Consider the following 12,766-nt stretch of genomic DNA (forward strand, 5'->3'; position numbering starts at 1 on the left):
GAGGAAGCCCTATTATTTTACACTTTAAGAAAGTATAAATTTCTAGCTGGAAGACAATTCGACGTAGTGGAAAATTTTGGGGAACAAAGTAAGTATAAGTGCAACTACGCCTCTGTCTTCGCTCAAGAGCGGGGCTTGCCAATCGGCGAGTGTTCTTTATGGATGTTCTTGAACCGCTGAGATTCTAGGAAATTACGGATTGTACATAATTAAAAACTTGAATTCAAAAATTTTTGTTTAGCTATTGAAAATATAACTTCTTTATGTTTATAATAGATATAGAACAAATGTTCTGTATCGAAGGGACATAATGAGATATGTCAATTCAACAAGAAAATGAGTCTCTCGTGAGAGGCTACAAGCAGCAGCTCTTATCTAAAATCCCTTGTGTATTGCCAATCTTTTAGGATTGCATTCTGATGTAAGCAGAAAATGTGCAAAGTAGGGGGAGAGGCCGTGGCAGAAAATAACGAAACAAACAGCATCATGGTAGAAGCAGATGAGAGTGAGCTTGTAGCTAAGGTATAGACTGAGTCTGAGCATCTGAAATAATGGTGGAAAGCTTTCAGCTAGATGAAAATAAGCAATAGTAGTAAAAAAATAATTTTAAAGAGGTGTTTGCAATGATTTTAGGAATGCATCCGTACTTAGTACTCAATGGAAATGGACAAGAAGCTATTAGATTTTATGAAAATGCGCTTGATGCCAAAGTGCTTAATGTACAAAAGTTTGGAGATATGCCGGAGAATCCAGAAGCGCCTACTCCTGATGCTGTAAAAGAACTGGTTTTAAATGCTCATTTGAAGGTCGGGGACACTGATTTGATGCTTTCTGATACATTCCCAGGTCAAGAGCATTCCATTGGCACGAATGTAACGATAGCGCTTATGCCGAATGACATTGAAAAAACAAAAGAAGTATTTGAAAAATTGCAAGATGGCGGCCAAGTCAAATTACCGCTGCAACCAACATTCTGGAGTCCATTATACGGACAGGTAGTTGATAAGTTTGGTGTGTTCTGGCAAGTCTCAACAGCTGCTCCTAATAACTAATAGTGAATTGTGTCGAAACACTAATTCTACAAATCATAGGGGGAACTATGCCTGACATCAAAACTTTTCTTATGTTTGACGGTAAAGCCGAAGAAGCGATGAATTTGTATACCTCTGTATTTGATAATTCAGAGATTATTAGGATTGTTCGCTATGGAGCAAATGAGGCTGGTGCTGAAGGAACTGTGCTGCAAGCCGTATTCTCAATCAATGGACAGGAGTTTATGTGCATGGATAGCAGCATAAAGCATGATTTTACCTTTACTCCTTCCATGTCATTGTATGTTACGCTTGAAAGGGAAGAGGAAGTTGATCATGTTTTTGAGAGGTTATCTCAAGGTGGAGCGGTCTTGATGCCATTGGCAGCTTATCCGTTTAGTAAAAAATTTGGCTGGTTAACCGATCCATACGGTGTTTCCTGGCAGCTTAATGTTGCGGGTAGATAGTAAAAGATACTTCCATGAGAGAACATACATAGCAAAAGGAACCGTCATTCGGTTCCTTTTGTTGTATCAACTCAATATTACACCATGATTTTGCAAATATCGTTTGTGAATTCCACTGGATCTTGGATTGGCAATCCTTCAATAAGAAGCGCTTGGTTATATAATAGGCTTGTGTATAAAGCCAGCTTCTCTTTATCATTCGCAAACGCATCCTTTAACGATTGGAAGACCTCATGGTTTGGATTGATTTCTAATACCTTATCTGCTTGGACATTTTGGTTGTTCGGCATGGATTTTAGTATTTTTTCCATTTCGATGGTCACTTCGCCCTCGGCAGATAGGCATACAGGGTGTGTTTTCAAGCGCTTAGATATGCGTACATCCTTTACCTTATCTGCTAACATATCTTTCATATAAGCAAAGAGATCTTTATATTCGTCCTGCTGTGCATCTGTGTTCTGCTCAGTTTCATCCGCTTCAATTCCTAAATCACCACTGGATACAGATCTGAATTCTTTTTCTTTATAGGCCATGAGCATCTTGATGGCGAATTCATCGATATCGTCGGTGAAATATAAAATTTCATAGCCTTTCTCAAGCACCAGCTCAGTTTGCGGCAGCTTTTCAATTCGTTCGTAGGATTCTCCGGAAGCATAGTAGATGTACTTTTGATCCTCAGGCATTCTTGATACATACTCATCTAAGGTTACCAGCTTTTTCTCCTTGGAGGAGTAGAACATCAATAGATCCTGCAATACGTCCTTGTTGCTGCCAAAATCGCTATACACGCCAAATTTTAATTGGCGGCCAAAGGCGTTATAAAACTCTTCATACTTCTCGCGTTCCTCTTTCAGTAAGCTTTGCAGCTGATTTTTGATTTTACTTTTAATATTTTTGGCAATCAGCTTTAATTGTCGGTCATGCTGCAGCATCTCCCTTGAAATGTTCAGAGATAAATCCTCTGAGTCAACCATTCCTTTCACAAAGCTAAAATAGTCAGGAAGGAGGTCCGCACTTTTGTTCATAATCAGTACGCCATTGGAATATAGCTCTAATCCCTTTTCATATTCCTTTGTATAATAGTCAAATGGGATTTTCTCCGGGATAAATAAAATGGCATTATATCTTACAGCGCCATCAACACTGATATGGATATGTTTGCTTGGTTTGTCAAAACCGTAATGCTTTTCCGCATAGAATTTCTCGTAATCCTCAGAAGTAAGCTCCTTTTTATTTTTTCTCCAAATCGGAACCATACTATTGATTGTTTGTTCCTCGCGATACTCTTCAAATTCATTGTCGCTGCTTTCTTTAAGTCTTCTTCCAGTTACGTCCATTTTAATTGGATAGCGAATGAAGTCAGAGTATTTTTTGATAATCGACTTTAGTCGATACTCGTCTACATACTCATCATAGTTGTCATCTTCTGTATTTTCTTTCAGTTTTAGAATAATCTCTGTGCCGACGGAATCTTTTTCATATGATTCAATTGTGTATCCATCCGCACCTGTAGATTCCCATTTATATGCTTCGTCGCTGCCTAAAGCCTTGCTGATAACAGTTACAACGTCAGCTACCATAAAAGCGGAATAAAATCCTACCCCAAATTGACCGATGATATCATAGCCATCCTTCAGCTCATTTTCATTTTTAAATGCCAAAGAGCCGCTCTTGGCAATCGTTCCAAGATTATGCTCAAGATCTTCCTTTGTCATTCCGATACCAGTATCAGAGATTTTCAATGTTCGATTGTCTTTATCCGCAACTACTTTTATGTAGTAACTGTCTTTGTCAAACTGTAAGCTCTCATCAGTAAGTGCTTTGTAATAAATTTTATCGATCGCATCACTGGCATTCGAAATTAATTCTCGTAAAAAAATCTCCTTTTGAGAATAAATGGAGTGAATCATCATGTCTAACAATCTTTTAGATTCTGCTTGAAACTGCTTTTTTTCCATTAAAAGCTCTCCCTTCCATTTACAAATGTATCCATATTGCCAAGCTAGATATTTACTGGTTAGCACTTCGGTGATGTGAGTGCTAATTATTATTTTTATTATCATAGAATACGGGTTTTGTCAATATTATCCCGTGTACGAGGAATCACATCATCATTAAAACAAAGCTGTGCGCTTACAAAAGAAAGCACACTTTTTCTAGCTCGAAAAAGAACCTCTGCATACGTAAACAATACTATGTAAAAAGGTCTCTTTTGCAAGTGTGATGGAATTATAAACGAAATCGGCGCAGGAGATCTTTTATACAGTGTATCTGCACATCAACCAGCTTAGAGGGGGATTGTATGAAACGAAGCGGCTTATTCGAAGGGAATTCGAAAGAGAGTATACATCTCAGTATCTACCAGCATGTTATGAACGGTGTATCCCGTACCTTTCCGTTTGTCGTATGTACTGGTGTTTTACTTGTTTTTTCTTATATAGTTCATTTGCTGATAGCGAACTATGCTCATGTACCACCTGCCGGATTTACTGAACAACTCATTTCCATTACAGAGAATGGGAATCAAGCAATGCAGTTTATCATTCCGGTGTTATCAGGCTTTATTGCGATGAGTATCGCAGGTCGATCAGGTTTAATTGTAGGCTTGGTTGGCGGCTTCATCGCACTAATAAGCAATCAAGGCTTTATAGGAAGCGTACTTGCCGGTTTTCTTGCAGGATACACGATTACAGGACTGAGGCAGCTAAGCAGCAAGCTTCCGCAAATTGTAACGACCTTACATCCTGTGCTGCTGTATCCCTTATTTGGGATAATCTTTACATGTCTTATCATGATATATATCACGCGTGGTCCTATACAGGGAATTAATAATGCCCTTATAGGCTGGCTTGAGAACTTAGGAACAGAGCATATCCTGCTGCTGGGATTGCTTCTAGGCGGGATGATGGCAATCGATTTGGGGGGACCCTTTAACAAAATAGCCTTTACCTTTGGTATTACCATGCTTTATAGCGGTAACTATGCCCCGCAGGCAGCCGTTATGGCAGGCGGCATGGTGCCTCCGCTAGGTCTTGCTCTTGCAACAACATTCTTTTCTGCGAAGTTTACCGAGCAAGAGCGAAGGGCAGGGAGAATGTGTTATGTCATGGGAGCGTCATTTATTACAGAAGGTGCTATTCCATTTGCCGTAAAGAATCCAATTTGTATTGTCCCAGCCTGCATCATTGGCTCAGCAATCGCAGGCTTGCTAGCAATGTTTTTTCATATTGGCTTGTCAGCTCCTCACGGCGGTATATTCGTTGTCCCCCTTGTAATAGGAAATCCATTTTTATATCTCACAGCCATTCTGGCAGGTTCTTTTGTAACCGCTATCATAATTGGGTTTCTGAAACAAAAGCCAACGATAGAATGAGAGAGTGGATGGAAGATGCCGATCGATATGAGTATCCTTATGCTGAACAAAAAAGATCGCTTGTTTTGCTTATAAGATACGTGCAGTCGTCATCTATCTTTCTTTCTCACTTCTTGCAAAGGAGGAACCATGTGTATCTACAAGGCATCAATTTTGCGCCAGTTGCAGCATGGCTAGGGGAAGCCGGCTTATGGTTATTTGGTGCATGGGACGAAAGCTTAAAGGTTTTATGTGTGCTCGTAATTATTGATTATTTCACAGGCTTTGCCAAAGGAGTTGTATTAGGAAACGTATCACGCAGGATTGGGTGGAGGGGAATTTTTAAAAAAGCACTTCTATTTATTGCAATTATTGTTAGTCATCTATTTGACAAAATCCTATTTGAAGGTGCAAGTGTGTTAATAGCAAATGATACTCCTTTTGGTATATTCAATGAATCAGGGATGATTCGAAATATTACCATTTGGTTTTATGCAGCGAACGAAGCCCTTTCCATTATTGAGAACCTGCAACAAAGCGGTGTGAAAATTCCAAAGTTCATTGAAAGAATCCTTAGGGATTTAGAAGAACGCTTGAATGATAAAGGAGAAGAGCGTGATAATTAACGAATATACAAGTTCTGAGATGTTAGTATCTTCAGCAAGCCCGGAGTCATTTTCGCTAAAACAAGAAATGTGTATGCCTCATGGATTGCACATGCACTAGCGGATCTTGTAGCAATCGGATTATTTGTGTACGCTATGTGGGCAGGGAAGGAGCGGCATTACTATCAGTTTCATAGTGAAAAAAGAAGAAAGAGCAAAAATGAAATGATAAAAACACTAAAAGCGAGATTGTACATAACCACGCTTTTAGTGTTTTTATTCGCAACAACTAAATGAGCTTTTTTATTGCAATGGAAGTTTTTTCTTTCGCCAAGGTTTTAAGAATGAAATAATGAAAATGAAAATCGTGACGGCAACTTGAAACAATACAGCATAATAAAAACTGTTACCTTTATCTCATAATAGACGATAGTTTTAGTTAAATCCCTGTTGTGTTAAGGATTTTAGTCGGAATGTTTTTGTTTTTCCTTTTCCTTCTTTTTATTATTCATCAAGGAGAAGGTTAATGGCTGATCAGAGCCTGTCATGAATTTATAAACATAGGAAGACGTTAGTTTATAGCCATCTTCAAGTTTGGTGGCCAAATAGTTTGTTCGTTCAAAAATAATAGAACGGATATGATTGAGCTGACGAGAGATTTTTTCCGTTAATGCTTCTTGATTGTCTAATCGTTTTAGCATTCCAGCTTGAACTTCTTCCTGATTTGCCAATGTATCTACGACGTCTTTTTGTAGCTCAAGCTGCTCGTTTAGCTGCAAAGAGAGCTGCTCGTTAGTCGCCTCATTCTTCTCTAAGCGGCTTGCAATTTCGCGATTAGATTCACATAGACGATCCACTTGCTCTAGGAGGGATTGCTTGACCTGACTTTCATGTTCTAACAGCGATTGCAGACTAACACTTTTTTCCTCTAATATGTGTAACTGCTGCATCAGCTGACCTTCAAATGCTTCACGCTGACGGCTATTTGCGGTAAGGCCGTTCATTTGGTTTTGAATATGATTCCACTGATTACTTTGCTTTTCTTCAAGCTGCTCATAACGCATATTAAGCTCAGCCATTGCTTGGATAAGTGTCATAGTGGCTTTTTGCTGTTCGTTCATAAGCTCTGTTAAAGCATTACGCCGTACAATTTCTTGATTGGACGTATGAAAGGTTTGGTTATTTTTATAGATATTGGGATGATTATCTCGATTAATAAATACTCCCATTCTCTTTTCTCTCCTCTCCATTAATTTGCTGTAATATCCTATGCATGAAAAACAAAAGGGGGAACACAAGCTGCCGCACCTTCACCGGCGGCAGAAGGGTTGCCCTGCTTCCATGCCTTGTAGGTGAGAGCAAGAAGGAGGGAAAGAATTGCAATCATAACGAGTTTGTTTAGCATGGGAATCACCTCTCTATAAGAATATGAGGGGAGATGGAAAAATATTTAGGCTGTATGCTGATATGTAAGAAATAGGGATTTTGGTATGATAGAATTAGGAAATAGACGAAGGGGAGAGGAAAAATCATGCCAATTTACAATAAACTTGTACGAGATCATATTCCAGCAGTTATTGAGAGGGCAGGGAAAGCATGTACAATAAGAAGATTAGAAAAAAGTGAATACATACAGGAATTGAAGAAAAAAAGTCAGGAGGAGCTGACGGAGTATTTGCAGGCATCCGATAACGAGAGTGCGGTGGAGGAACTGGCGGATTTGCTGGAAGTGATGCATGCGCTCGCAAAGTGTCACGGCGTAGATATAGAAGAGGTAGAACGGATTCGGGAGCGGAAGGCTGAGGAGCGCGGCGGATTTGAGGAGCGGATTTTTTTAGTTGAGGTGCAGGATGCGTAAGATAGAGCTTTATACAAGCCATTTGGGAGAAGAGGTTGTTCGATATATCGAGCGATCTTCTACCATCTATATCCTAACCTCCTTCATTATGAGGTCAGGAGTTCGTTTATTGCAATCAGCACTTCAACAGGCTGCTGAACGTGGTGCGGATATTAAAATTTGCACAGGCGATTATCTGTACATCACGCAGCCGGAAGGACTAGAGGGACTGCTAGGCATTCATTCAAATCTTGAGGTGCGGATCTTTCAAAGTGAAGGGGTATCCTTTCATCCAAAGGCTTACATTTTTGCAGAAGAAAAGGAAGGGATGCTGTTTGTCGGGTCTTCTAATTTATCGAAGTCTGCTTTACGTAACGGAGTAGAGTGGAGCCTTGGGATGAACAGGGGAGCAGAAGAAGCAACATTCGAGAAGGCTGTAGAGGAGTTTATGAGGCTTCATAATCATGACAATACAGTCTCTTTAAATGAAGAAACATTAAAGTCATACAAACAGAAATACAGTGCTTACCATCAGAAACATCCAAACCTTGTGCGGAATTGGACAGATGCGGAGGAGCAAAATTTAATGCTGCCTTCCGTTGAAAAGGAGAAAGAACCAGAATTCGTGGTTGAACCCTCACGATCATACGACGAGATACAACCGCGCTTTGCGCAGATAGGGGCACTAAGAGAACTGGAAGTAGCTCTGGAAGAAGGTTTTGATAAATCCTTAGTCATTATGGCGACAGGACTTGGAAAAACTTATTTGACTGCTTTTTTCGGTAAGAGGTTTCAGCGAATCTTATTTGTTGCGCACCGTGAAGAAATCTTATATCAAGCCCAGCAATCCTTTCAAAACGTACATCGGGAAAAAACAACAGGGATTTACAATGGAAGAGTTAAGGAGCGAGATGTAGACTTCCTATTTGCTTCCATCTATACGTTAAACCAAAAGCGTCATTTACAGCAGTTTGCACCGGATCAGTTTGATTTGATTGTCATAGATGAGTTTCATCATGCAGCCGCGAATTCATATAAGAATGTCCTAGCATACTTCAATCCGCAATTTCTGCTTGGCATTACCGCTACACCGTATCGGAACGATAATCGGGATATCTTTGCTTTATGTGACGGCAAGGTTGCTTACCAAATTGATTTTTTAGAAGCAATCCAGCATCAGTGGTTAGCTCCGTTTCATTATTATGGAGTTTATGATGATACGGACTATTCTAAGATTCGTTGGATTGGGACGCAATATGATCAGGAAGAGCTTACGGCGGCTCAGATAAGAGAGGAACTATTTGAGAAAACATTGGAAGCATGGAGAAAGCATAGGCAGTCTCGCACACTTGTATTTTGCTCGTCTATTAGACAAGCACAGGCGTTAAGCACCTTTTTTAATCACAGCGGTCATAAAACGGTTGCACTTCATTCAGGACCGAGTTCTCCTTCTCGTGCGAAAGCCATTCAGCAGCTCAAGGATAGTGAAATTGAGGCTATTTTTACTGTGGATTTATTTAATGAAGGTGTTGATATCCCTTCTGTTGATACTCTCCTATTTGTACGTCCAACAGAATCATTAACCGTATTTACCCAGCAAGTCGGTCGCGGTCTTCGTCTGAATGCGGGCAAGGAGTACTGTGTTATCATTGATTTAATTGGAAACTATCGCAATGCCGATGTCAAAATGTCGTTGTTTCAGCTTCCAAGTGACAAACCAAATGTGAGGCAGGATATAAAAAACCCCATTGTGCCAGAAGGTTGTGTATTAGATTTTGAGTTAGCTGCAGTCAGCTTACTAGAAGAAATGGCATTGAAAAAAGCACCGCGTAAGGAACAATTACGCGATAATTATTTCAAGGTTAAGCAAGATTTAGGAAGAAGACCGACATATACAGAAGTGTACCAAGACGGTTTTATCGATAAATACGATATGTACCGACAGGAATTTAAATCTTATATTGGTTTTTTGCATTGGATAGACGAACTGGACGAGAAAGAAAAAGTGGCATTTAAGCTTTACGAAAAATGGCTTCGTGAAGTCGAAAGTACAGGGATGGCAAAGAGCTATAAGATGGTATTGTTGCATGCAATGCTGGAAAGGGGACTGAATAAGTGGTTCCTGCCTATTACATCACGCGAGGCCGCGCCGTATTTTCATCAATACTATATGGAAAAGAAATATCGACGTGATAAGGATTTCTCTGACTCTAAGACAAAAAAGCTGTGGGAATATGATGAGGAAAAGGTAGGTAAGCTAATTGCGGATATGCCAATGGCGAAACTAAGTGGCAGCTCCAATGGGCTAGTGCTATTTGAGGACAATACGCTTCGTCTCGGATTTGATGTATTGCCGAAGTATCAAGGGATTTTATGGAATTGGACAAAGGAGATTTGTGAGTATCGATTACGGTACTATTTCTTTTGGAGATAGCTCTTTAATAGCAGTCTGCAAGCTTCTCCACCAAGTCTTTTCCATCTTGTCCATCGGGATGGAATGGATTCAGCGGTGCTATTTCTAATTGCTATATCCCATGTTGTGCATGTGCTGATTGCCTTATCATCTTATAACCTTTGAAGGAAAAGGGAACAGTATACATAACTACTTTTAGTGAGGTGAGAGGTTATGGTGCATGATGAACCTAGGGATTATATTACAGTTGAAGATGATCGGGGTAATCGGAAGGATTTTGCTGTAGAAGCATTGTTTGACATGAATGATGAATCTTATGCGCTTTTAACGGCTGCGGATGAAACAATCGTGATGAAGATTGAGGGAGAGGAAGGAGATCAGTACCTGGTAGGCATTTCTGATCCTTCAGAAAGCGAAGCGCTTTTGGCTGCATATCAAATTGCTGTAGAACATGCACCTGCTGAATAAGTGAGTTAGTCTGGTATCTGTCTATTATGTTCAGACAAAAAGTGTAAGGTATGTATCTATAGGATAAGAAAAAAATAAGAAGGAAAAGGGGGGACAATGACTATGAATAGACAACGAATTCCAGAGCACAAACTGAACTTTACAACGACAGCAGGGCAAGCTATTGAAAATATGACGAGCAATGAATTTGCTAAGGCTGCTGCTTCAGAAAAAGCGTCCACAAAGCAAGGGAATGTAAAGCAAGAAAAGTAAAGCAGTGTGGTAAGGTAGGAACTCTGCTTCCTGCCTTTTTAGTGCTAGCCTTTCCTAGCTTAAAGCGTGATCTTGCTTCAGTCATTTCCTCAGCCGTTAGCTCATATTGAAAAGCATACATTGATAATTCCACACGTTTATCAAATTCCTGATCGGTTAACTGGCGAATTTGCATCTTAAGGTCACCTCATTTGAAGGAATTAAAATCGGTAAGCACGTACATATTCCATGCTTACCGCCTTGTTTCCTCCGATATATGAAAATATATGTATGGATAGTATTTTCTTCTGTAAAATGCTAGACTTGCTTCAAATATAGATTGTGGAAACATGGAAAGGAAGCGGAAGGATTGAAACAAGAGCAAGCATATATAGACGAGATTCTTGTCAGGTTTTTCCCTAAGGGCAGCTGGAGAACATGGGAAGGGGGGACTGGTGCAAACAATACGACCCGATTTGTAGAGGTGCAGGATGAGCGGTATGTGCTGCGTATTTACGAAACTCACCAGGATGAGGATAAGGTGCGGTATGAACATAGTGTACTACTCGCCTTAAAGGAATTGCCGCTTTTGTTTGGTATACCTGAGCCAATCATGACGCCAGAAGGAGATACGGTTGTGAGAACGAAGGACGGCAAGATTGCTGGATTATTCCGTTTCTTAGATGGTGTCAATCCAACGCTCGATGACCCGGCTCAGCTCCGTTCCTTTGGATGGACAACCGGTCAATTAACCCGGTTTTTAGCAAAGGTAGGGGTAAATCAAGCTCCGGTTTATAGACCATATTATGAAATTGAGAACACCCATCCCCGCTGTTCCCTGCAAGAGGTAATACGTTTTTGTATGAATCCTCCAGCTGAATTTACAGCGCAGGCTGCTGAACTGCTCTATATTTCTAAGCAGCTTACGGTGTTTCAGGAGAGTATTCCTATGCTTAAGCAACTGCCGCACCAACTTGTTCACGGTGACTTGAACGGGTCTAACATTCTAGTGAATGAAGCGGGCGAAGTCTCGGCAGTTTTAGATTTTGAATTTGTCACAAATGATTTGCGGGTGATGGAACTGGCGGTTTGTTTAGCTGATTGTATTCGCCCAGGTCAGGATGAGGCGATAATCTGGACAAAAATCGATGCCTTTTTATCAGGATATGGCAGTGTCATGAAGCTGACGGAAGCGGAAATAGCGATGATACCGATCCTTATCCAACTTCGGAGACTTGATGTGTTTCTTCACTTTCTCGGTCGCCATTGGGATGGAATTGACCCGGTTGAGACTGTCCAAAAATATGTGTATGAAGCTGTCAGAAGAGCGGATTGGCTGGATGTGAATCAAGACAAGCTGATTTTGATGTGCATGGATGATGTGTTAGATAAACAATGAGGCTGATAGATTTCTTCGCCCAAGGGCAGGGCTTGCCAATCGACGAGTTTTCTTTACAAAAATATCTCTCCTATGTTTCTTTAGGAGAGATATTTTATATAGACCCCTTGATTCATTGTAGAAAAGAGTTAACTTCACTTTGCAATGAGTCTTCGTATAGCCCAAATAGATAAGTTTTTGAAAATTTATGATTTTAGCAGCAGCTTTTCGGCTCCTCGACTACAAATTTGAATAAAGGCACCTAGGAAGAACACAAACACAACGCTGCCCAGTCCAACAGGTCCGCCTATGAAATAAGCAGCAAGCAATCCTGCTCCCTCAAGGATTGTTCTTGAAAAGTTCATGTTTAAACGGAAGCGTTCCACAATAGCTAACATCGTTCCATCATATGGCATGGAGGGGAACCTAGAGGTTAGATAGACCCCGATTCCGATCCCGATGAAGATCACTCCCGCCAAGAAAACCAGCCATCTTGATAATAAAGGTAAATTGGCAAGATAGACATTTTTGAGTAGAAATTTCATACAAAAATCAAGAATGAGTCCCCATAAAATAATAGTGATAGCGGATTCAAAGGCTGGCCGCTTTCTTAATAGCAAACTGTTAATCAGTAAAAATACAATTTGTCCGATAATCACGCATGTTCCGATAGAGAGTCCTATTTTTTCGGAAGTTCCCGCATAAAAGGCATCCCACGGACCTGCGCCCATATTTACTTTGATGACCAAATCTACACCCGTACAGGCCATTATCATTCCGGCTATATAAAAGATACTTCTTTTTAGCATTTTAAATCCCCCATGGTTCTGAAACCGTTTTTCTTTTGTAACTCGATTTTGACTATATATTATATAAAGTTAATGGGGAAACGGTAAACAAAATTTAACAGAATTACAAAGGATTTCTGATCGGTGGGGAAGGCCGGTATAAAGCGTACGGCGATTACATTTCTGAACCAGCCTT

At 40.3% G+C, this 12,766-nt stretch carries 13 protein-coding genes; 9 read left to right on the plus strand and 4 right to left on the minus strand.

Annotated elements, in window-relative coordinates; all coding sequences use genetic code 11:
* The first annotated feature begins 623 nt into the window (after positions 1-623).
* Both AAHB12_RS14205 and AAHB12_RS14210 read left to right on the plus strand, forming a co-directional pair.
* A complete protein-coding gene (locus AAHB12_RS14205) occupies positions 624-1,052 on the plus strand; it encodes a VOC family protein (RefSeq protein WP_129729160.1) in 429 nt (142 codons plus the stop codon).
* A gap of 47 nt (positions 1,053-1,099) precedes the next feature.
* Complete coding sequence (locus AAHB12_RS14210; protein WP_129729159.1) at positions 1,100-1,498, plus strand: VOC family protein; 399 nt, start codon at positions 1,100-1,102, stop codon at positions 1,496-1,498.
* 77 nt (positions 1,499-1,575) lie between these two features.
* Here AAHB12_RS14210 and htpG read toward each other — a convergent pair whose 3' ends face one another.
* Entirely contained in the window at positions 1,576-3,456 is a 1,881-nt protein-coding gene (htpG, locus tag AAHB12_RS14215) for a molecular chaperone HtpG (RefSeq protein WP_129729158.1), read from the minus strand.
* Positions 3,457-3,800: 344 nt separating this feature from the next.
* Here htpG and AAHB12_RS14220 point away from each other — a divergent pair, with 344 nt between their 5' ends.
* Together AAHB12_RS14220 and AAHB12_RS14225 are read left to right on the plus strand one after the other, a co-directional pair.
* A complete protein-coding gene (locus tag AAHB12_RS14220; protein ID WP_129729157.1) occupies positions 3,801-4,871 on the plus strand; it encodes a PTS fructose transporter subunit IIC in 1,071 nt (356 codons plus the stop codon).
* Between the two features lie 131 nt (positions 4,872-5,002).
* Positions 5,003-5,476: a phage holin family protein gene (locus AAHB12_RS14225; RefSeq protein WP_342045730.1), complete on the plus strand. Its 474-nt coding sequence runs from the start codon at positions 5,003-5,005 to the stop codon at positions 5,474-5,476.
* 443 nt (positions 5,477-5,919) lie between these two features.
* Here the strand turns inward: AAHB12_RS14225 and AAHB12_RS14230 are convergent, their stop codons facing one another.
* Together AAHB12_RS14230 and AAHB12_RS14235 are read right to left on the minus strand one after the other, a co-directional pair.
* Positions 5,920-6,684 (minus strand): hypothetical protein, encoded by a 765-nt coding sequence (locus tag AAHB12_RS14230; RefSeq protein ID WP_342045731.1) that lies wholly within the window; start codon positions 6,682-6,684, stop codon positions 5,920-5,922.
* A 38-nt stretch (positions 6,685-6,722) separates the two neighbouring features.
* Positions 6,723-6,860 (minus strand): hypothetical protein, encoded by a 138-nt coding sequence (locus AAHB12_RS14235; protein ID WP_342045732.1) that lies wholly within the window; start codon positions 6,858-6,860, stop codon positions 6,723-6,725.
* Positions 6,861-6,986: 126 nt separating this feature from the next.
* Here AAHB12_RS14235 and AAHB12_RS14240 point away from each other — a divergent pair, with 126 nt between their 5' ends.
* The 5 genes from AAHB12_RS14240 (at position 6,987) to AAHB12_RS14260 (ending at position 11,803) form a co-directional block, all read left to right on the plus strand.
* Positions 6,987-7,313, plus strand: coding sequence for a nucleoside triphosphate pyrophosphohydrolase (locus tag AAHB12_RS14240; protein ID WP_342045733.1), 327 nt, complete (start codon positions 6,987-6,989; stop codon positions 7,311-7,313).
* On the plus strand, positions 7,306-9,726 hold the full coding sequence (locus tag AAHB12_RS14245; protein WP_342045734.1) for a DEAD/DEAH box helicase family protein: 2,421 nt from the start codon (positions 7,306-7,308) through the stop codon (positions 9,724-9,726). The genes AAHB12_RS14240 and AAHB12_RS14245 overlap by 8 nt, the downstream gene beginning before the upstream one ends.
* A gap of 192 nt (positions 9,727-9,918) precedes the next feature.
* Positions 9,919-10,173, plus strand: a complete 255-nt coding sequence (locus AAHB12_RS14250; protein ID WP_342045735.1) for a DUF1292 domain-containing protein — start codon at positions 9,919-9,921, stop codon at positions 10,171-10,173.
* Between the two features lie 102 nt (positions 10,174-10,275).
* Positions 10,276-10,425 carry a hypothetical protein gene (locus tag AAHB12_RS14255; RefSeq protein ID WP_342045736.1) on the plus strand — a complete coding sequence of 50 codons (150 nt, stop codon included), beginning with the start codon at positions 10,276-10,278 and terminating at the stop codon, positions 10,423-10,425.
* A 349-nt stretch (positions 10,426-10,774) separates the two neighbouring features.
* Positions 10,775-11,803, plus strand: a complete 1,029-nt coding sequence (locus AAHB12_RS14260; RefSeq protein WP_342045737.1) for a phosphotransferase — start codon at positions 10,775-10,777, stop codon at positions 11,801-11,803.
* 185 nt (positions 11,804-11,988) lie between these two features.
* Here the strand turns inward: AAHB12_RS14260 and AAHB12_RS14265 are convergent, their stop codons facing one another.
* Positions 11,989-12,591 carry a YczE/YyaS/YitT family protein gene (locus AAHB12_RS14265; RefSeq protein ID WP_342045738.1) on the minus strand — a complete coding sequence of 201 codons (603 nt, stop codon included), beginning with the start codon at positions 12,589-12,591 and terminating at the stop codon, positions 11,989-11,991.
* Positions 12,592-12,766: the final 175 nt, after the last annotated feature.

It is taken from the genome of Bacillus sp. OTU530, assembly GCF_038440375.1.